This window comes from Psychrobacter immobilis, assembly GCF_904846065.1.
Classification (GTDB): domain Bacteria; phylum Pseudomonadota; class Gammaproteobacteria; order Pseudomonadales; family Moraxellaceae; genus Psychrobacter; species Psychrobacter immobilis_H.
In genome coordinates, this window is record NZ_CAJGZV010000001.1 from 1,501,210 (window position 1) to 1,520,873 (window position 19,664).

The 19,664-nt window shown below is 41.3% G+C and carries 18 protein-coding genes and 1 pseudogene; 7 read left to right on the plus strand and 12 right to left on the minus strand.

Annotated features, from left to right (window positions below; translation table 11 throughout):
* Positions 1-218 precede the first annotated feature (218 nt).
* Complete coding sequence (locus JMW64_RS06270; RefSeq protein ID WP_087815240.1) at positions 219-1,259, minus strand: hypothetical protein; 1,041 nt, start codon at positions 1,257-1,259, stop codon at positions 219-221.
* Positions 1,260-1,407: 148 nt separating this feature from the next.
* Positions 1,408-1,902: an EVE domain-containing protein gene (locus JMW64_RS06275; protein ID WP_087815241.1), complete on the minus strand. Its 495-nt coding sequence runs from the start codon at positions 1,900-1,902 to the stop codon at positions 1,408-1,410.
* Positions 1,903-2,178: 276 nt separating this feature from the next.
* Here JMW64_RS06275 and hemW point away from each other — a divergent pair, with 276 nt between their 5' ends.
* Positions 2,179-3,477, plus strand: coding sequence for a radical SAM family heme chaperone HemW (hemW, locus tag JMW64_RS06280; RefSeq protein WP_201553730.1), 1,299 nt, complete (start codon positions 2,179-2,181; stop codon positions 3,475-3,477).
* A gap of 112 nt (positions 3,478-3,589) precedes the next feature.
* Here hemW and JMW64_RS06285 read toward each other — a convergent pair whose 3' ends face one another.
* The gene (locus tag JMW64_RS06285; RefSeq protein WP_045447789.1) at positions 3,590-3,730 is read right to left on the minus strand and encodes an entericidin A/B family lipoprotein; all 141 of its coding nucleotides are present in this window, start codon (positions 3,728-3,730) and stop codon (positions 3,590-3,592) included.
* A 302-nt stretch (positions 3,731-4,032) separates the two neighbouring features.
* Here JMW64_RS06285 and JMW64_RS06290 point away from each other — a divergent pair, with 302 nt between their 5' ends.
* Positions 4,033-4,605: a tRNA (cytidine(34)-2'-O)-methyltransferase gene (locus JMW64_RS06290; RefSeq protein WP_201553731.1), complete on the plus strand. Its 573-nt coding sequence runs from the start codon at positions 4,033-4,035 to the stop codon at positions 4,603-4,605.
* Between the two features lie 92 nt (positions 4,606-4,697).
* Here JMW64_RS06290 and JMW64_RS06295 read toward each other — a convergent pair whose 3' ends face one another.
* The 4 genes from JMW64_RS06295 to tusD all read right to left on the minus strand — a co-directional run bounded on the left by JMW64_RS06295 (position 4,698) and on the right by tusD (position 6,381).
* A complete protein-coding gene (locus JMW64_RS06295; protein ID WP_374190031.1) occupies positions 4,698-5,069 on the minus strand; it encodes a TusE/DsrC/DsvC family sulfur relay protein in 372 nt (123 codons plus the stop codon).
* Positions 5,066-5,440: a hypothetical protein gene (locus JMW64_RS06300; RefSeq protein WP_227690009.1), complete on the minus strand. Its 375-nt coding sequence runs from the start codon at positions 5,438-5,440 to the stop codon at positions 5,066-5,068. Before JMW64_RS06300 ends, JMW64_RS06295 begins: the two co-directional genes overlap by 4 nt.
* A 114-nt stretch (positions 5,441-5,554) precedes the next feature.
* Positions 5,555-5,878, minus strand: a complete 324-nt coding sequence (locus JMW64_RS06305) for a hypothetical protein (RefSeq protein WP_201553732.1) — start codon at positions 5,876-5,878, stop codon at positions 5,555-5,557.
* A gap of 71 nt (positions 5,879-5,949) precedes the next feature.
* Complete coding sequence (gene tusD, locus JMW64_RS06310) at positions 5,950-6,381, minus strand: sulfurtransferase complex subunit TusD (RefSeq protein WP_201501367.1); 432 nt, start codon at positions 6,379-6,381, stop codon at positions 5,950-5,952.
* Positions 6,382-6,597: 216 nt separating this feature from the next.
* Between tusD and glnE the strand changes: the two genes are divergently transcribed.
* From glnE to JMW64_RS06335, 5 genes are all read left to right on the plus strand, one after another.
* Positions 6,598-9,477 (plus strand): bifunctional [glutamate--ammonia ligase]-adenylyl-L-tyrosine phosphorylase/[glutamate--ammonia-ligase] adenylyltransferase, encoded by a 2,880-nt coding sequence (glnE, locus tag JMW64_RS06315; RefSeq protein WP_201553733.1) that lies wholly within the window; start codon positions 6,598-6,600, stop codon positions 9,475-9,477.
* Positions 9,478-9,760: 283 nt separating this feature from the next.
* Entirely contained in the window at positions 9,761-10,690 is a 930-nt protein-coding gene (locus JMW64_RS06320) for a branched-chain amino acid transaminase (protein ID WP_055124135.1), read from the plus strand.
* Between the two features lie 309 nt (positions 10,691-10,999).
* On the plus strand, positions 11,000-12,088 hold the full coding sequence (locus JMW64_RS06325; protein WP_201553734.1) for a glycosyltransferase family 4 protein: 1,089 nt from the start codon (positions 11,000-11,002) through the stop codon (positions 12,086-12,088).
* Positions 12,089-12,115: 27 nt separating this feature from the next.
* The gene (locus tag JMW64_RS06330) at positions 12,116-13,078 is read left to right on the plus strand and encodes a glycosyltransferase family 2 protein (RefSeq protein ID WP_201553735.1); all 963 of its coding nucleotides are present in this window, start codon (positions 12,116-12,118) and stop codon (positions 13,076-13,078) included.
* 3 nt (positions 13,079-13,081) lie between these two features.
* Positions 13,082-14,086, plus strand: coding sequence for a capsular polysaccharide synthesis protein (locus JMW64_RS06335; protein ID WP_193008974.1), 1,005 nt, complete (start codon positions 13,082-13,084; stop codon positions 14,084-14,086).
* Here the strand turns inward: JMW64_RS06335 and JMW64_RS06340 are convergent.
* The 5 genes and pseudogenes from JMW64_RS06340 to aspS all read right to left on the minus strand — a co-directional run bounded on the left by JMW64_RS06340 (position 14,083) and on the right by aspS (position 19,607).
* Positions 14,083-14,738 (minus strand): annotated as a pseudogene (locus JMW64_RS06340) (IS1595 family transposase). The gene JMW64_RS06335 and the pseudogene JMW64_RS06340 sit on opposite strands and share 4 nt — an antisense overlap.
* Before the next feature lie 46 nt (positions 14,739-14,784).
* On the minus strand, positions 14,785-15,654 hold the full coding sequence (locus JMW64_RS06345) for a WlaTC/HtrL family glycosyltransferase (protein ID WP_193008976.1): 870 nt from the start codon (positions 15,652-15,654) through the stop codon (positions 14,785-14,787).
* Between the two features lie 2 nt (positions 15,655-15,656).
* A complete protein-coding gene (locus tag JMW64_RS06350) occupies positions 15,657-16,373 on the minus strand; it encodes a glycosyltransferase (RefSeq protein WP_406947499.1) in 717 nt (238 codons plus the stop codon).
* Positions 16,374-16,753: 380 nt separating this feature from the next.
* Positions 16,754-17,713: a lysophospholipid acyltransferase family protein gene (locus JMW64_RS06355; protein ID WP_193008978.1), complete on the minus strand. Its 960-nt coding sequence runs from the start codon at positions 17,711-17,713 to the stop codon at positions 16,754-16,756.
* A 67-nt stretch (positions 17,714-17,780) separates the two neighbouring features.
* Positions 17,781-19,607 (minus strand): aspartate--tRNA ligase, encoded by a 1,827-nt coding sequence (gene aspS / locus JMW64_RS06360; protein ID WP_193009000.1) that lies wholly within the window; start codon positions 19,605-19,607, stop codon positions 17,781-17,783.
* Positions 19,608-19,664: the final 57 nt, after the last annotated feature.

A 19,664-nucleotide genomic window follows, 5' to 3' on the forward strand; every position in this document is an offset into this window, starting at 1 on the left:
ATGCAAAAAAAGTCAGGCACAAAAATAAAAATAACCCGTCAATCCAAGCAGTGGATTGACAGGTCATAAATAAATAGAATGGTAAAGAAGCCACGCTATGATGTCAACGCTTTAAAAGCGTTGTATCGATCTTAAAAACTGACTGTGAAAGGTAATCGATTCAAGAGAGTGAGCACTTGAAGATAACCATTCTAACTTATAGGCACATCAGCAGGCATTTATAGGGACTCAGGCAAATCTTGCACCACCGCTTGATAGCCAATCAAGGTATTATTGGCATCAAATGCTTGCACGACAATCACGTAATTGGTGAACATGGCTGGAATGACAGGGGTAAACTGCGTTTCAAGATTACTTAATATCACATTCTGCACATAGCCGTTGGCACCAGACTCGGCTTTGTTGACATCAATTTGGCTAACCAGTAAATACTTGGTATTGGCAGGATTTTGCCAAGTGACGGTCTTTTGACTGCCATTACCGATGACATCAAGAGTCATTTTGCCCAGACTATAATCAAGTGGGTACGTCTTAAAATTAGAGCGATCGCTGATGGTGTAAGTGACGCTGCAATTTTTTTCGCTACTGGTTAGCTTTTTACCGCCGAGGCCATCCTGATACTCAAAGCTACCTCTCCAAGGTGATCCTGCTTCTTTTTCCTCAAAGCTCCCCGCAAAGGTGGTTAATAAGTTTGGTGTTTCTATGCCCAAATCATTGACATATTTAATGTCTAAAAACGCTAACGTATCGAGACTGCCTGTTATTTTACCCGCGATATAGTTGTCAACCTTAATGGCTGAGTTGATACCCAAAGTGTTATTTTCTTGGCAGGCTTGCTGCTGATAACTAACGCTACCATCGACGCTGCCAGCGCCATCTTTGCTGATGTCAAAGTAAACAGCACCGATATCGATATCGTCGTTGTCACCATCTTCAATCTCAATAAAGTGTCCGACATATAAACCGCCGCGACCGCCTTCTGGGGTTATTTTGTCCAAGAAATTATCGAGTGATTCTTCTGGTAAAAATACTGACTCCAGAATCTCGGCCATGGATTTTTCATCATCGCTCAGCTTATCTTCGACTTCTTTATACTTCTCTTTGACCTTGTCTTCCACACGATCATATTCATCTTTCACCTGATCTTCTATTCGGTCATATTCCTCTTTGACCTTGTCCCCGTCACTGCCACAGGCGCTAAGGGTCAGACTTAATATACTGACGGTTAATACAGATAATAGTAGTTTGGGTGCGCTCATAAGCGGGTCCTGATAATGGAGATAAAGGTGTGATAAAGAAGGTCGAGAAATGAATTGTTGAGCATAAATCGCAAATATAGCAAATTTTTTGCAGGCAGCGCATCAATAAGTGTTCGTTGATAACACTAAAAACCTTACTCAATCGTTACTATCTCACCACTGGTTGCTCAGATAGTAGATGAAGGGTTTCTGCCATATCCATAATGGCGTACCAGTGTTTGGCGTCTAGTGGAATTACGGTAAGTTGCTCACAGCCTTTTCTCATTAATAGTGAATCCTCAAGTGCGGGTAAAAATTTAAGGGCTGATAGTGGTAGAATATCAGTAAATGCTTGCTCAAAAGTGACATCTACCATATACCAGCGTGGCTCATCTTCGGTGGCAATAGGATCGTAATGACGGTGCTCAGGATGGAACTGGCAAGGGTCAGGGTAGCCTGCTTTGCTTACCATCATGATGCCAGCGACGCCAGACGGCTTAGCGCTAGAGTGATAAAAGAATACCTTGTCGCCGACCTGCATCTCATCACGCATGAAGTTACGAGCGCGGTAATTGCGCACACCATCCCAACTGTCTGTCTCTAGGCGTTGCAAATCATCAATACCAAAAAACTTGGGGTTGGACTTCATTAACCAATAAGCCATATCTTTATCCTATTTATCATTATCAGCCATTCATTATTTGCAATATCACTGTATGCAATGTCATTTAATACAATGTCATTTTATGCCATCACTCTTCACTATTTTGCCTATAAAAGTACTGGGTTAATATGGATATTTGTGACTGGTTTTGTTATTGATCGGCTTTTCTTTAAGATAGCCTTTTTTTTAATTACATTAGCCGTTATCCTAGCGCTACTTTCTGCTAGTGACAGCAGTCATCCATTTATGTAACCTTTTTTATAGATACCTTCGTTTATGTCAAATATTACACCTGCTCATTTTTCTGATAATCTCAGCATCTCTAATAATACTGCGAGTGGGATACAGGTAAGCGCCATTCCACTGGCGCTTTATATTCATATCCCGTGGTGTGTCAAAAAATGCCCTTATTGTGATTTTAATTCGCATGAGCTGCCGATGGATATGCAGCTATCTATGTATGACGAATATGTGGATGCGCTGCTGTCAGATGCCGCCATGCAGCAGTCGTTAACCCAAGCGCGTGAAATCAGTTCTATTTTTATCGGTGGTGGTACGCCTTCACTGCTACCCATTGCGCAATACCAGCGATTGTTTACTGGCTTACGCAACATTTTTAAGTTTGCTGATGGCATTGAAGTAACGATGGAAGCCAATCCGGGCACGCTTGAGCATGCGCCTTTTGCTCAATATTTAGAGGTGGGTATCAATCGTTTGTCGATAGGTGTACAAAGCTTTGCTGCTGATAAGCTCAAAACCCTTGGTCGTATACATGACCCTGCACAAGCATTGTCAGCGATTCGTGCGGCGCGCGCGGCTGGGTTTGAGCGAGTCAATGTCGATTTGATGCATGGGCTGCCGCAGCAAACGATGAATGAGGCGCTGAACGATATCCAGATGGCGCATGATGCTGGGGCGACGCATATCTCTTGGTATCAATTAACGATTGAGCCTAATACTGTATTTTACCGTAGCCAGCCGATTTTACCAGATGAGGATAACTTGGCAGATATTGAGCAGGCAGGTCAAGCGTTGTTGCAGCAATTGGGCTACTGCAATTACGAAGTATCCGCGTGGGCAGGCGCGTCAGATAAGGCATGCCGTCACAATGTTAATTACTGGCAATTTGGTGACTACCTAGCGATTGGTGCGGGTGCGCATGGTAAAGTAACTATTGCTCATGAAGTATCAGCATTAACAGAGAATGGCTTAAAGAATGACTTGCTAGCAGACTCTGGTATTTATCGTTTTAGTAAGTCACGACTGCCTAAAGATTATGTGGATTATCAAGATAACACTGACTCTTCTGTTAAACGAAATTCACCAAAAATGGTGGGTTGGCAGGAAATTGACAGTGATGAATTGGTCAGTGAGTTTATGCTGAATGCGCTACGTCTACATGATGGCGTCGCTTGGTCTATGTTTACTGCAAGGACAGGGCTGAGTTACGATGATATTGCTGTACAAGTGGCGCAATTGATTACTCAGGGATTGCTAGTAGACAATACCGAGCGGCTACAGCCAACGCTATTGGGTCAACGTTATCTCAATCAGATATTGCGAGCTTTCTTATAATTAGAGATATTTACTGTTCTTTAATGTCAGTCTTTACTATCGAAAAATAAAGTCATAAAAAAGGCTTATCACATAAATGATAAGCCTTTCAAATACGCAAAAAAATCAATACTTAGATTTTATTTTGTACGTCTTGTGCGCCGCCAGTAACAGCTTCGCCAGCGCTTGATACGTCTTGGCCCAAACCTTTAAAAGTGTTGCAACCAGTTAGAACAAACATAGCAGTTAAAGATGCGATGATTAATTTTTTCATAATAGAATCCTCAAAAATGGGTCGTTATAAATAATAACAGTGATGCTAAGCATTAGGCTTGAGCCTCACTGAGGGGTTATTGGATAAGATAATAATTGATAAATACTATCTCGATATCCGTTAGAGACATCATAGTGAAAGTTAAAAACTGTGCAAAGTATCAAAATGTAATTATTGGCAGTAAACTGTAACTTTTAATTACCTTTTGCTCAGAAATTCAAATAAACATCATTTTAGTAGAGTCTGTCCACGTTATCTCGGATCGACGATAATACGCAGATTTGACGACTTAAGGAGTCGATATGACCACCCATATTGTGTTGGTAGCGCCAAAAATGCCTAGTAACACGGGCAATATTATCCGCTTATGTGCCAACACGGGCGCGCAGCTACACTTGGTCAGGCCATTAGGGTTTGAGCTTGATGATAAAAAGCTACGGCGTGCAGGTTTGGATTATCATGAATACGCGCACCTACAAGTACATGATGATTGGGCAGCAGCAAAACTGGCGCTACAGGCAGCGGATTGTCATATTGTCACAGCATTGACCACCAAACTGAGCAAGCCTTTCTATGACTATGACTTTGGTGGGCAACAGATGGCTGCCGAATCTGATCGTGCTTTGATGCCTGAGCAGATACCTAATGTCGCCTTAGTATTTGGCTCTGAAACAGCAGGTTTGGCAGATGATATTCGTGAAGATATAGGTGCTGATAATTGGCTGAGGCTACCAATGCTGGCTGATTCACGCAGTTTAAACTTATCGAATAGTGTGGCGATATGTCTGTATGAGGTCTGGCGTCAGCAAGGCTTCACTGGTGATGAAGGTCGTAGTATCGGTTATGAAACCTTAACGGTATATGATCCAAAATAGCCATGCATTTTTTACTGATTGCAGGCGATGATCCAACATTTAGGTATTCATCGCCATTCATAACACCTTATCAATCATATATGCCATATATCTTATAAGCAGTTGGGTGGTTTGGGCAGACCGGCAAGGCGATTGACATGGCGGGCAACCAAGCCAGTGTTGAATAACTGCTGTAGTTTCTGATTGCTGATATCATGCTCTGGCAAGGTTTTCTGTAACCATTTAATCAGTGGGCGCGTGGCTGGTGCGTGATTAAACTGAGTAAAAAATGCCCGTACCTGTTGTAAAATTTGTAAATGCTCAGTTTCTAGATGCACCTCTAGAGTGTCGGCCAATTGCTGAGCGACATCAGGGGTCCAGATATTATGGTCACATAAATGACCGTCTTGATCCAATTCAACGTTGATTGCCGCTGTTATATCATGATTGGTTATATCATGATTAATCGTATTATCGTTATTCATAGGGCGATGGTCACTACTTTGTCAAACCCCGCATTATTAGCATCGGTATTATTAGCACTGGTATTACTAGCATTGGTATTCTGAGTTAGATTGACCCATTCTTCATCGGTTAACAGCCCACTCAACTTGGCTTCTAGATTGAGCTTAGCACTGGTATTGGTACTCAGCTGCGCCACATCATCGGCTAAGGCATAAATATTTGCGATGCCTTGTATTTCATTGTCACTCAAATACGCATCAAGCCAACTGATAAAAGCCACGGTGCTACCAAGCAAGAGAATACTGTCACCGGTGCGCCATGTCCGTGACATCTCATCGACACTGCGCCTGAGCATATCCATTGTGCTGTGTATTTGATATAAAGTTGCCATAACAGTGTCCGATTTTTTGCTAGATTTAGGATAAGGCGTGTCCTCATTCTCATCTCTATTTTTAAAATGAGGACATGGCCTAGTATTTAAAGTATTACAAATAAAATTGCGAGGCTAAAAGCGTAGTATTTGCTCAAAGTCTGAAGCGTTCACCACTTCAGGTATCAATGTCAATTGTGAAGCCAAATCAATAGGTAGCATACCTGTTACCCACCCGCTAAAAACATCGTCAGGTAGCCAAGCGGCTGGCATGTCATATAGCTCAAGCGACTGAATCATGCCATGCAAACGCGACGCAGGCTGCATCAACAAGCCAAAAACAGGCGCATCCAAATACAGCTGTACTTCATGACCAAAGGTCGCTAGCGTTAATGCAAGCGCACAGCCTTCATAACTCGCCATTTCAGTCGGCGTGAGCAGCTGAACTAATAATTTCATGGTTAATTCCTAATCTAATTGGTCGCTGACAGTTATTATCATAAGATGTAATCTGTCTGCACGGCAAGTCATCAAAACTGCATCAAACGACAGTCGCCTTGCATCATCATCGCCAGCTCACTCAGTCCGATCAGTGAAAAGCCAGTGGCAAGGTTGTCACCATTAAGTTGATGGCGTTTGCTGTTATCCGTGTCGCTAATGCCGCGACTGAGTGCAGTACTGACACAGACAGGCAGCGCTAACTGGAACTGCTCAGCGAGCGTTTGCCACTCTTTGGTCAAATTAATTTGATCCGCCGACTGCCAGCGTAGATCATTGGCAGTATTAGCCGCATCGCCATAAAAAAATACGTTTAAGGTGATATTATCTAAGGTGGCATTGTCATTGGTATCTTTACTATTGGCGGCATTTTTGAGATAAGCGCGTGCATAACGTAGCGCTAAATGGGCAAGTGGGTGGCTAGGATCAGCAGTAATCAGAAGCAATGGGGTCATGGTTGTCATAAGAGCTCTTTTCAATCATCTGCGCTAAAGTTGTTTATGCTACCATAAAGCGCTCAAAAGCAAATAGGGTCACTGTCATTAAACGTAGTTTTATATTAAATACCGACATATTGCGTATCGTTAGTTGATGCTGTGACTACTTCGTAAGAAAAAACGATAAACTTATGCGCTAAGTTCACGTAGTCTTATCACTCTATGCAAGGAGTTATGTTCCCTATGTCATCCGCTATGCCTTCACGTGCGACCCATGGTACAGATTGTCAGTATACAACCGAACAGCTGCAAATATTGCAGACGGCAAGCGAGTTCGCTTATCAGATTTGGGAGAGTCGAACGGTTTCATGCCAAACGTTTTTACGTAGCTACCCGTTAGATCGAACCTTAACTCGGCAGCAAATCGATGATTTGATTCAAGATTATACGTTAGATGATAATTACCAACTTGCTGATGAAGTGAAGGTAATGAGTGGCCTGCGTCATCTACGTACACTGCTGATGATGCGCTGGATTTGGCAAGATGCCTTACAACTGATAGCACTTGAGCAATTGACCGACGAGCTGTCTGAGTTTGCAGACGGCTGTATCTCATTTGCCAAAGATTATACCTACCAGCATTTGATTAAACAGTACGGCGAACCAACGTTTGTCAATGCCAAAGGTAACGTGCAAATTGATGACATGGCGATTATGGCGATGGGTAAGCTTGGCGCTCATGAGCTGAATCTATCGAGTGATATAGACCTTATCTTTGTCCATCAGGCTCGTGGTGTAACCAGCGGTGATAAATCAAAAGGCACGCGCAGCATAGATAATAAGCGGTTTATGACAAGGCTTGGTCAAGGTATTATTAAATTATTGGATCAAAAGACGGCTGATGGCTTTGTTTTTCGGGTCGATATGCGTCTGCGCCCTTGGGGTGATGGTAGTGATTTGGCCATTCATCTATCTGCATTACAGAAGTACTTCTCTCAACATGGACGTGCATGGGAGCGTTTTGCATGGCTAAAAGCGCGAGTAGTCGGGCAGCTAGAACAGCCGTTTTATGATGAGATACAAGCGCTCATCAAGCCCTTTGTTTTCCGTTATTACGTGGATTACAGTGCTTTTTCAGCGCTCAGGGAGATGAAATCGCTTATTCAAAACCAAGTCGCTCAGCGGGAAGATTTGGATAACATCAAGCTGGGTGCTGGTGGTATCAGAGACATTGAATTTATTGTGCAGGCCTTTCAGTTGATTTATGGTGGCAGGCATCCTCAATTACAGGTGAAATCTTGTTTACAAGCAATGCAGGTATTACATAAGCTTGAGTATCTAGAGAGGACTACTTATCAAGAGCTCCAAGCCGCGTATCGTTTTTTACGTCGGCTTGAACACGCCATTCAAGCGATTAATGATCAACAGACTCAGCGTTTGCCACATGATCCGCAGTGGCAGTATAACTTGGCGGTTACCCTTGGGTTTGACGATTGGAATGCACTGTTAGATACCCTTAACCACCACCGAGACAATGTCAATGTTCCCTTTGAGCGTATGGTGACCGAACGTCAGGTACCGGATCATGAAGACACAGATCTTGAGCCCGAACATCTTGATGAACAGATTGCACGATTGAATGATGTGCTGACGGCAGAAAACCGAGTGCTATTACAAGATTTTTGGCAGTCAAAGATGGTCGCTAACTTAAGCGATGAGGCTCGCGAGCGGTTGGATGACGCTTATCCTGTGATTATCCATGCGTTACTCGCTCATCAAGAGCAGCAGCAATTGGCCAATACCGCTTTGCCGCGTCTCATTACATTGCTCGAAGCGATTTGTCGTCGCTCTATCTATTTGGTGATGATTGCAGAAAACCCCAATGCAACGATTGAGCTGATACCCATGCTGTCGGCCAGTCCTTGGATTGCCAAAGAGTTGGCACATTATCCTGTGCTCTTAGATACTTTTTTACAGCAGCGCTATCGCCACTTGCCGGACAAGCCAGAGTTGCGTGATATTTTGCGTCAACAGCTATTGCGCGTAGAGCCTAATGACGAAGAAGAGCTGCTCAGCGTATTAAGACTATTTAAGAAGAACCAAGTGTTGGCGGTTGCCGCTAGTGATGTATTGGCTGAGCGTCCGATTATGAAGGTGTCGGATTCTCTTACGTATATCGCAGCGGTGGTACTAGAAGCCGCATTAGAACGGGCTTTTGCAGAAATTGTCAAACGCTACGGCTATCCTATTGGTCAAGATGGCGATCCAGTGACCGAGGCAGACTGCGGTTTTGCCATCATTGGTTATGGCAAGCTTGGCGGGCTAGAGCTGTCGTATTCTTCAGATTTGGATTTGGTGTTTTTGCATAAGATAAAAGAGCAGGGTATGACTACGGGTGAAAAATCAGTCAGCGGTATGAAGTTTGCTGCCCGTTTGGTACAAAAGCTGATGAACTATCTCAATACCCAAACTCGAGATGGCCGCGCTTATGAGATTGATATGCGTCTGCGCCCTTCAGGTAATGCTGGCATGATGGTGGTGTCTTGTCATGCTTTTGAAACCTATCAGCTAGAAAAGGCATGGTCGTGGGAGCATCAAGCCTTGGTACGGGCGCGAGCGATTTGCGGTGACAAGCGAGTGACGGCACGCTTTTGTGATATTCGCCGAGACGTATTATCATTACCGCGCACGATAGAGCAGGTGCGTACAGAAGTCACCAGTATGCGTATTAAGATGCAAAAACATCTGGGCACCAGTCAATGGCAACAACAAGCAGGTAAGTTTCATCTTAAACAAGATGCAGGCGGGATCATCGACATTGAGTTCTTAGCGCAATTTGCAGTATTGGCTTATTCGCATGAGCATCCGAGCCTGACCAAATGGAGCGACAACGTTCGTATTTTCGAAGAAGTGGCATCACTGGGTATTTGGGAGGAGCAAGTCTGCCAAGATTTAACGGATGCCTACCTCAGAATTCGTGCTGCTACTCATCAATTGGCACTATCAGAGCAATCGCTATTGGTAGATGAGTCACTGTGGAAAGAAACACGAGCATTAGTACAAGCGCAATGGAAACATTTGATGGGTGTTAATTTGGCAGATGACGATTCGGCCAATTCTTAAGAAGGTTTTTGCTTATAAATAATAGCCTGTGATACTCAAACTAAAAGATTTCATTTGCTAGCACCGCCAGTGATATAATCGGCGACACATTACGATAAAGCTGTCAGTTGTTGGTTATTTCTTAGTAAGGATAACACTATATTTTAGCAATAAAACTTGACGCTGCGGTGTTATCATATGATGTTGATAAATACGATTAAACAAAACCTCTAGTCGAAGCATTTATACGTGCGTCGACTATACCTAAAAAAATAGCCGTTAGTGCTAACATAAGGATTATAAAATGAATATGGCAACACAAGATGGTAAGCTTTGGATGAATGGCACAATGATTGAGCAGCCAGATGCCAAGGTACATGTGCTCACACATAGCCTGCATTATGGCATGGCAGTGTTTGAAGGTGTGCGCGCGTATCAGACGGCTGACAATCGCACCGCTATTTTTCGTCTGAAAGAACACACAGAGCGTCTGTTAGGCTCTGCAAAAATCTTTCAAATGAATGTACCGTTTGATGCAGCGACTCTGGAGCAGGCGCACAAAGATGTGGTCAAGCAAAACAACTTGGCAGAAGCCTATATTCGTCCGCTCATTTGGGTCGGTGCAGAAAAGCTTGGTTTATCGTCACGTGATAATAGTATCAATGCGATGGTTGCTGCTTGGCATTGGGGCGCTTATCTGGGTGAAGAGGGTATCAAGAACGGCATCCGTGTAAAAACCTCTTCATTTACTCATCATATGACCAATGTGACCATGTGTAAGGCAAAAGCCTCGAGCAACTATCCAGTGTCCATCATGGCAAACCAAGAAGTCACTCGTAATGGCTATGACGAAGCTATCTTGATGGATCCGCAGGGTTACGTTTGCCAAGGTGCAGGCGAAAACTTATTCTTAGTAAAAGATGGTGTATTGCATACACCGGACTTAGCAGGTGGTGCACTTGACGGAATCACGCGTCGTACTATCATTCAATTTGCCGATGATCTAGGCATCAAAGTCGTTGAACGCCGTATCACTCGTGATGAGTTTTATTTGGCGGATGAGATATTCATGACGGGTACGGCGGCTGAAGTCACACCTATTCGTGAATATGATGACCGTACTATCGGCAATGGTGGACGTGGACCTTTGACTGAGCAGCTACAAACCTTGTACTTTGATGTAGTACATGGTCGCAATGAGCAATATATGGATTGGTTAAGTTTTATTGATTAATATTTAGAATTATGTTGTATGAGATAAAAAAGCTAAGACTGTTTTAAGTCTTAGCTTTTTTGTTGAGTGGTATTAATCGGTATTCTAAAGTAAAGTTCATACACTATAACTATACGCTCGCACATAATTTATGGATGCGGTATCATAACGTCGCTTAGTTTCAAGCTATATCTAGCTATGGTGTCCATCTACAAACACGGCTGCTTAGCATATCGATTCTTAAAGCAGGTGCGTTCAAATTGAGAGCGTCACAAAACATTATTTTTAGCTAAGTCTGGCTTTACTTTGAATAGATTAATGGAGAAGCCGTTGAGAGTCTTACATTTTGTCACTGGTGGCTTTTCAGGAGCCACGAAAGTTGCTATTGATTTGGTTGAGGCACACAATCAAATAGAATCGACTGAAAACCTGTTAGTACTGCGTCGCAAAAAAACGACCGTACCAGAAAAGCTTGCTGAACTTGAAGGTAAAGATATCGATTACAAGGTTGTCACAGGTACTAACCATCTTGCGACCCTTCACGAATTAAAAAAACTATGTGTGCAATGGCGACCTGATATATTGGTTGCGCATGGGTTTCCTGAGCATTTACTGGGAAGACGGGCAGGGCTATTGGCACAAGTACCTTGCTTGGTACAAGTGGAACACAACTCTAAAGAGCGCTATACACCTTGGAAGATATACCAAACGCGTAAACTAAGTAAATCAACTGCTAGAATTGTGGCTGTCTCTGAAGGCGTAGCCCAAGTCTTATCTGAGCAGGGTCTTCACGCACCCATTCAAGCCATCCCAAATGGTATTGATACCACTCGATTTGGCGGTGTGAATCTTGCACCTGTTAATGAAAGGTCGCATGATCTGATTATGGTGGGAAGATATGCTAAAAGTAAGGATCACGTTACTTTAATTGAAGCACTGAATCAGTTAAAGCAAAAAGGCATCAATCCCACTCTTACCTTAGTTGGTAGTGGGCGCAAGCGTTACCAAAGAGAAGTACATGATTTGGTTGCTCGCTATGAGCTGCATGAACAAGTGACCTTTATAGAGTACAGTAGCGAAGTTGAAAAGCTATTGCTACAACATAAAGTATTTATCATGTCGAGCCGTTTTGAAGGGCTGAACCTAGCGGTGCTAGAAGCGATGGCAAGTGGCTGTGTCGTTATGGGAAGTACTGCAATGGGAGTAAAGGAGTTGATTGAAGACAACAAGGATGGCTTCTTGTTTTCAGTCGGGGCAGTAACAGAGCTGGCGAATATCATCGCGACTGTACTATCTAATCCATCAAACTACCAAGCACTAGCAACGGCAGCTAGAGAGAAAGTTTTAGTTCATTATGATAAAAAACAGGTCACTCAAGCGTATTATCAATTATTTCAGAATTTATTAACAAGCTGTTAATTATAAAGTTTTTAATGTGAGTGTTGTATGAATAAAGAAGATCTAACAATTGGTATTTTAATACCTGTTTATAATGTAGCGGATTATGTAGAAGAGTGTATAGAATCAATACTCACTCAAATCGATACTAGAGCATCTATTTTAATAATGAACGATGCTTCGACAGATAATAGTGCAGCTATTATCAAGCGTTTTGAAAATTACCCTCAAGTGCAAATCTTCGATGCGCCTTATAATAGAGGTTTGTCAGACACACGCAATGCGCTTTTCGATATGGGCCAAACAGAGTATATCTGGTTTATTGATTCTGATGATGTTATGTACGAAGGTGCTTATAAAGCTGTCATGTCTCAAATAGAAAAATTGAACTCGGATGTGCTATGTGCCGATTATGTATCATTACGAGGAAAAAAAGAGGTAAATAAAAAAGGGTTTATAGGCACGTCTAATAAAAATTATATCAATAAGAGCAATAGCTTCTTAGATAATATTATTGAAAATAATAGTAATCATGTTTGGAATAAGGTTTTTAGAAGACAGATAATACAAGACATAAGGTTTAAAGAAGGATTGAATTTTGAAGATATTTTGTATATGACTGATATCTCATTAAAGAGTTTTCAATATAGCTATTTAAAACAGCCTGTAATAAAGTATCGTGAGCGTGAAGGGTCTATTTTAAAGAATATCGACAAAAAATACGTAGATGATTATTTATATGCTTTCACTTATCGCGTTGAAAACTATCAGAGAGATGGTGAAAAAGATGGCTATCATTATTTGCTGTATAAAGTATATAAACGTTATATAGGGCTGTTAAATAAAATCGCTAAAAACCATCAGGAAGATTTGTTAAAAGACACCTATGCTCAATACAATAAGTACTTCTCAGAGCTTTATCTTGTTGCTAATAAAGAGCTGCGAATACATCAAAGAATAACTCTGAATATTAAACGTTCCAAATTAGACAAAATTCTGAAAGGTATGTAGACCATGCAAAAGATCTTTAACGTTATCCGTAATAAGCCCTTTAAGGTTTTCTATAATGGCCTAGTGCCTAGAAATGTAAGGAAGCGCTGGAATTATCAGTATGATGATAAAATTAAGCAAGAAAAAGTAGCCTCTTACTGGAGGATGGTTCTTGATCAATACGCTGACAAAAAAATAGAAAAGTATGATACTCCACCAATCAAAAAAGAACTGGTAGGCAAAAAAATTATTTGGCAATATTGGGGACAGGGATTAGAAAATTTACCGGAAATGGTGGAAATATGTTTTTCTTCAGTAGACAGTCATGCTCACGATTATCAGGTTATCAGAATTACTGATGAAAACATAAATGAATATATAAAGCTTCCAGAGTTTGTTGATGAAAAACGTAAAAATGGAGTTTTTAGACCAGTATTCTTTTCTGATTTGCTGCGTGTTGCATTGTTGTCAATCTATGGTGGGGTTTGGCTAGATGCTTCCGTTTTATTAACAGATAGGCTACCCAAGGAATATGCAAACTGTAATTTTTTTATGTATAGCCGTGATCCTAACTCTCTTAATAAAAATTGGGGTACAAATGATACACATTTTTACTTTAATTGGAGAGATGAATTTAAAGTAAAACATCTTAGTAGTATTATGTTTTCTAAGCCAAACTCAATGATTACAAAGACCTTGGTTGACTTGCTGCTTTATTATTGGGAAAATGAAAGTAAAATTGAGTATTACTTTTTCTTTCAAGTAATGATTAATGAATTAAAGGAGTCAAAAATTATAGATTTTGAATTTCCTGTTATTGATGATACTTTTCCACATTTATTACAATCTGAGATAAAAAAGCAATTTAATGAAGACGAATACAAAAAAATAGTTTCACAAGCTAGTATTCATAAGTTGACTATTCATGAGGCTTTCAAGGAAGAGTATTTCGAAAAACAAACCTATTATGGCTATCTAAAAAATAGATATATATATATAAATAAAGGGGCTGTAGTAGATAAGGATTAAATATCACACCATTTTCTCAGCGTTTTAAGCTGAGTAGACGGTGATCCATAGTTGAATCTAAACTCGCACTCTTTTAAAAATAAATGGAAGTTCTTCTTATCGATCCCATTATATTTTCTGAGTGTTCTTTTAGACTGATTCCAAAAGTTCTCAATGCCATTGATGTGATTGTTTTTACCGCAAGTAAACTCTTTAGAGTGATTGACTCTGAAATGTTTAAACTCGCTCACATCTAACGCATTGTAACTTCGATAACTATCAGTATAAACAAAGCTGTCAGGCTTGATTTTACGCTTGATGACAGGCATTAATGTGCTTTGTTTGGTGTCTGCTACGACAATGGTATAAACCTTACCATTTCGTTTTAGTATACCAAATACAGCTGTCTTACCAGCAGCCCCGCGACCTCTTTTGCCTTTACGTACGCCGCCAAAGTAACTTTCATCTAATTTGACTTACACCTAAAAGAGCTCATCAGCTTCTAATGAGAGATGGTAATCTATCACAAGTCTTATTTTATGATAAAAAAGTGCAGCAGTGTTAGGTTGAATGTCGAGCAAATCTGCGGCTGTTCTTGCAGTCACTTCAGCCGTGAAAACTCTAAGAGCCTTCGCTGTACTTTTTTACTTAGTTTACAACGGGTTATCTTTATAAAAGTAGTCTAGCATAGTGCTTATCTACTACAGCCTCTAAATAAATTAAGCATGAAATTTTTGCATGGTTCCAAACCAATTTTGCTCACCATTGCTATTTTTACCAAGATAGTGAAATTTAAATAGATTGGATTGCTTAAGATGACACATTAAATAAACACCTTGATCATCGTCCACAATGTTTTTTTGAAATAATTCTTCTTGACAATTTTTTACAACATTAAAGAACTCTCTCCAAATATTTTGATTAGCTACTGTTACGCCACCTATGATAACTGCTCTATTATTTAAAATAGCAGATAAAACTTTGTTTTTTGTATGAGGGAAGTTGGGATTGTTAAAAAATAAAAAAAACTTGTCTTTTGTTAATGTGAAAAAATGAACATGTAAGTCATCAAAAGGGTAGTACCAATTATTAATACCTAGCAGAGTAGTATTATCTCTACAATATCCGAAGTCTACCCAAGCAACCAGATCATTAGACAAGTTAAAATCTTCAATAGCTTTGTTTACAAAGTAAGTTTTTAGATTAGTTACTAGGACATACTTTTCAGACCAATACTCAGGGTTGAGCTTGTGTTTATCGGGTATTTTACTCTTGAAATTATTGCTGTTAATTATCGATTTAATTTCATCTAGTAAGTTTCTAAACTTTTTTTCTAAATCAATAATGATGATCTTGGTTGGTTTGTTACCTCTTAATTTTCTGATATAAGGCTTCATTTCCTCAAAGGTAAATACAACCATTTCATTATCGAGTTTTGCTAAGTTCTCAAAATATGATAGGTATGTTTGATTATCCCTAAGTAGATGAGAAGGGTGTCCTTTTTCAGTGGACCAATCACCTCTACCAATATCAAAATAGGCAGTAACAATTGTGATTGACTTTTCAGTTGTTGATATTGAATTATCCATTACTACCGCCAATAATCTTTTAGCCAAGGGCTTGGCTTAACATGACGATACCACTTGCCTCCGCTACCATTGATGGCATCTGGCGGATTAATCTCACCATGAAAGATGACAATCTTTGCACCATCCAGCAGAGTAGGTGCGCGCACAAAGTTAAAGGGAATAGGGGCGATGCATTGGTACTTGAAGCTGACACACCATGTTTTATCCCAATACTCTAAATGATGATGCTCACGTAAATAGTTAGACAGATAAGCCTGCTCATGGCGCACTTGGGTACGAATGGTAGCAAAGTTACGCTCAAAGTTTGCGAGCAAATCAGGATAGGTGTTCATGCCAATGTTGAAACGATAAACAGAGCTATTACCAATCATTCGCCACGGTTTTTTCCAATCACGGATAATCACCACGCTGTCCTTGTGCTGAGCTTGATAGGTAAAAAAGGCGTCTATGTTATCAACAATAACAATGTCGATATCTAAAAATAAAGCCACACCTTTAAGACCATATAGTTCAGGTTTGAAAGTCGTGAGTTTTTTCCAACCACGCTCAGGTCCAGCAGGCAAATCCATCTTTGGAATAGGATGGCAAGTCACAGCAGGGTCGATACCGCTGCTATCATCAGTGAGGCAGATCATTTGAAAGTCTAAGGTCAAATGGCGACTGACCATATTATAAAGACGGTTGACGTACTCAGCGCCGTATTTGTTACCCCATTTCATACAGATAACATAACGCTGCTCAGCAGTGCTGCTGCGTGCGTGCGTGTGGTCTTTCGATGAGGTATTGGTTACGTCAGTTGCCATAATGCACTCATATTAATATAAATAAAAAATATTTAGGGCGTGTTCTCATTTTTAACATGGTGATAAAAATGAGATAAATTGTCGCCAAACAAGAAAGTAGCGCAGACAATATTGAGTTATTGACGGACTATTTGACGCTATTTGGCAAAATTTAGTCATCTCTAATCCATTTATAAGACGATCGATTGAACTGAGGACACGCCCTAGTAACGTTCAAAGGTACAAAAGTAAGCCGATATTATCACAGCTATGATTCACGATATCTCTAAACGTTTGGCTAATTGTAAGGTCATTGTTCATTGTTCATGGCCAGCGCGCGTGATTGTATCATGAACGTTTTGATCAGCCCGCTTGTTATCACGAATGAATTTGGCCAAAGTTTTTTCATCAACGTTGTAAGGATTCCCTAATGTGGGAATGTGTTTGAAACGTCGATAGCCCCACATATAGTGACTGCATTTTTCTTCAATCATCTGTTGCATGGCTTGGTTAAGTGCATAAGCGGCGGTCTCGGCATGACGATCATAAAGTGCTGGATCATCGAGCTTATAACAATAAATGTCAAATCCACGACCATCGTCACGGCGAATACAAGATAAGCCGACCAAGGCACATCTGGTTTTACTAGCAAGTTTAGAAGCAAGAGTACTGGTTAGCGTTTTAATACCAAAAAAGGGCACAACCACGCCGCCCGAAGGATCAGGAACATGATCGGGTAAGACGATACTAAAGCCACCTTGTTTGAGGGTTTTAAATATGGCTTTGACACCGCTACCATCGGTTGGTACTAAGGTCGCATTAAGCCTTGAACGCCCTTGCAGCACAAAGTTGTTGGTAATGTCACCTTTGACAGGTTTGTACATAATGGTTGGGGAACCAAATTGATTGAGCCAAGCGTTCATCATCTCCCATGTACCGAGATGCGGCACGATAGCGAGCATGCCGTTGGCACTCGCAAGTCCTTCTAATAAAATGTCTTTATTATGAACGTCGCGAATCTGAGCGATACTCCACTCAGGTGGCATGGCCCAGCTTTTAATCGATTCAATACTGGTCAAACACTGGTGATAAATAATCTCTTTGGTTAACACTTGTTTTTGCACATCAGTCAGCTTAGGCGCAATTAACGCCAAATTGATACTGACTGTACGCATGATACTAAAATTGGGTATCTTGATAATCACCCACGCAACAAAACGTGCCAGTATCTGCAAGACAGACAATGGCACGATTTTAAAAATGTGATACGGATTCATAACCATTCACACGGTGATGAATCACGTAATAAGTACTGAAAAAAATATCCGGACATCGTTAGACCATTTATTGCGCAGGTTTGTTGGTGTCAGCCTGTGCTTTTTCGCGCACACGGATACCAAGATCACGTAGCTGCTTGCTATCAACTTCAGCAGGTGCTTGAGTTAGTGGGCACTCAGCAGTTTTGGTTTTCGGGAAAGCGATAACATCACGGATAGAGTCTGCGCCTACCATGAGCATAATTAAGCGATCTAAACCAAAGGCCAAGCCACCATGCGGCGGCGCACCGAATTTTAAGGCGTCAAGTAAGAAGCCAAACTTATCTTGAGCTTCTTGCTCGCCGATACCTAACGCTTCAAGTACGGCTTGCTGCATATCATAGGTATTGATACGTAAGCTACCACCACCAACTTCTGTACCATTTAGTACCATATCATAAGCGATAGAAAGGGCAGATTCTGGGTTGTTTTTCAATTCATCAACAGAACCTTTAGGTTTAGTAAACGGGTGATGCATTGACGTCCAACGACCATCGTCCGTTTGCTCAAACATTGGGAAATCGGTGACCCAAAGTGGTGCCCACAGACAAGTAGTCATTTCAAGGTCTAGACCAATTTTTTGACGTAGTGCGCCGATTGCGTCATTGACGACACTGGCTTTATCCGCACCAAAGAAAATAATATCGTTGCTTTCTGCACCAGTACGCTCAATCAAGCTTACCAAGACGTCATCAGTCATATTTTTGATGATAGGAGACTGAAGACCAGATTCTTGGTCAACGCCGTTGTTGATGTTGCTCGCATCATTGACTTTGATATAAGCCAAACCACGTGCACCATAAATGCTAACGAATTTGGTATAAGCATCGATTTGCTTACGGCTTAATGACGCGCCACCAGGGATGCGTAGGGCAGCAACACGACCTTTAGGATCGTTAGCAGGACCGGCAAATACTTTAAAATCAACGTCTTTCATTAAATCAGCAACGTCGATGAGTTTTAATGGAATACGTAAGTCAGGCTTGTCTGAGGCATAGTCACGCATTGCTTCAGCGTAAGTCATGCGTGGGAATTGCTCAAACTCAACATCCATCATGGTTTTAAATAAATGCTTAATCAAACCTTCGTTGATGTTCATGATTTCTTCTTCATTTAAGAAAGAAGTTTCAATATCGACTTGGGTAAATTCAGGCTGACGGTCAGCACGTAAGTCTTCATCACGGAAACATTTAGCGATTTGATAATAACGATCAAAACCTGACACCATCAGCAACTGTTTAAATAGTTGTGGTGATTGTGGCAAGGCGAAAAAGTTACCTGGGCGTGTGCGTGATGGCACAAGATAATCGCGCGCGCCTTCTGGTGTCGCACGAGTCAAGATAGGGGTCTCAACGTCTAAGAAACCATGGTCATCTAAGTAACGACGAATGGCGGACGTGGCTTTAGCACGGAAAACCATACGCTCTTGCATTTGCGGACGACGCATATCAAGATAGCGGTATTTCAAACGCAAGTCTTCTGATACCGTGGTTTTCTCATCATTTAATGGGAAAGGCGGTGTTTCAGATTTTGCCAATACTTCAATTTCTTTGCCCAGCAGCTCAATCTGACCACTGGTCATATTATTGTTTTCAGTACCCGCGTAGCGTTGACGTACGCGACCAGTGATTTTTAGCACATATTCAGGACGTACCGCATCAGCCATTGCAAAGGCTTCTGGCGTATCAGGGTCAACGACGACCTGCAAGATACCAGCGCGGTCACGCATGTCTAAAAAAATCACGCCACCGTGATCGCGACGACGATGTACCCAGCCTACGATACTGATGGTTTGATCGATGAAGCTTTCGGTTACGGCTCCGCAATATTCGTCTCGATATTCGCTATGCGTCATAGTGCTTTGCGTCATAATATAATTATCCAGTTGTCAGCCCAATTCGAAATACAATAA

What these genes read in the sequence shown, in the direction of transcription:
- JMW64_RS06270 (WP_087815240.1), bottom strand. Translation starts at nt 1,259, where the DNA reads ATGAGCGCACCCAAACTACTATTATCTGTATTAACCGTCAGTATATTA.
- JMW64_RS06275 (WP_087815241.1), bottom strand. Translation starts at nt 1,902, where the DNA reads ATGGCTTATTGGTTAATGAAGTCCAACCCCAAGTTTTTTGGTATTGAT.
- hemW (WP_201553730.1), top strand. Translation starts at nt 2,179, where the DNA reads ATGTCAAATATTACACCTGCTCATTTTTCTGATAATCTCAGCATCTCT.
- JMW64_RS06285 (WP_045447789.1), bottom strand. Translation starts at nt 3,730, where the DNA reads ATGAAAAAATTAATCATCGCATCTTTAACTGCTATGTTTGTTCTAACT.
- JMW64_RS06290 (WP_201553731.1), top strand. Translation starts at nt 4,033, where the DNA reads ATGACCACCCATATTGTGTTGGTAGCGCCAAAAATGCCTAGTAACACG.
- JMW64_RS06295 (WP_374190031.1), bottom strand. Translation starts at nt 5,069, where the DNA reads ATGAATAACGATAATACGATTAATCATGATATAACCAATCATGATATA.
- JMW64_RS06300 (WP_227690009.1), bottom strand. Translation starts at nt 5,440, where the DNA reads ATGGCAACTTTATATCAAATACACAGCACAATGGATATGCTCAGGCGC.
- JMW64_RS06305 (WP_201553732.1), bottom strand. Translation starts at nt 5,878, where the DNA reads ATGAAATTATTAGTTCAGCTGCTCACGCCGACTGAAATGGCGAGTTAT.
- tusD (WP_201501367.1), bottom strand. Translation starts at nt 6,381, where the DNA reads ATGACAACCATGACCCCATTGCTTCTGATTACTGCTGATCCTAGCCAC.
- glnE (WP_201553733.1), top strand. Translation starts at nt 6,598, where the DNA reads ATGTCATCCGCTATGCCTTCACGTGCGACCCATGGTACAGATTGTCAG.
- JMW64_RS06320 (WP_055124135.1), top strand. Translation starts at nt 9,761, where the DNA reads ATGAATATGGCAACACAAGATGGTAAGCTTTGGATGAATGGCACAATG.
- JMW64_RS06330 (WP_201553735.1), top strand. Translation starts at nt 12,116, where the DNA reads ATGAATAAAGAAGATCTAACAATTGGTATTTTAATACCTGTTTATAAT.
- JMW64_RS06335 (WP_193008974.1), top strand. Translation starts at nt 13,082, where the DNA reads ATGCAAAAGATCTTTAACGTTATCCGTAATAAGCCCTTTAAGGTTTTC.
- JMW64_RS06345 (WP_193008976.1), bottom strand. Translation starts at nt 15,654, where the DNA reads ATGGATAATTCAATATCAACAACTGAAAAGTCAATCACAATTGTTACT.
- JMW64_RS06350 (WP_406947499.1), bottom strand. Translation starts at nt 16,373, where the DNA reads ATGAAATGGGGTAACAAATACGGCGCTGAGTACGTCAACCGTCTTTAT.
- JMW64_RS06355 (WP_193008978.1), bottom strand. Translation starts at nt 17,713, where the DNA reads ATGAATCCGTATCACATTTTTAAAATCGTGCCATTGTCTGTCTTGCAG.
- aspS (WP_193009000.1), bottom strand. Translation starts at nt 19,607, where the DNA reads ATGACGCATAGCGAATATCGAGACGAATATTGCGGAGCCGTAACCGAA.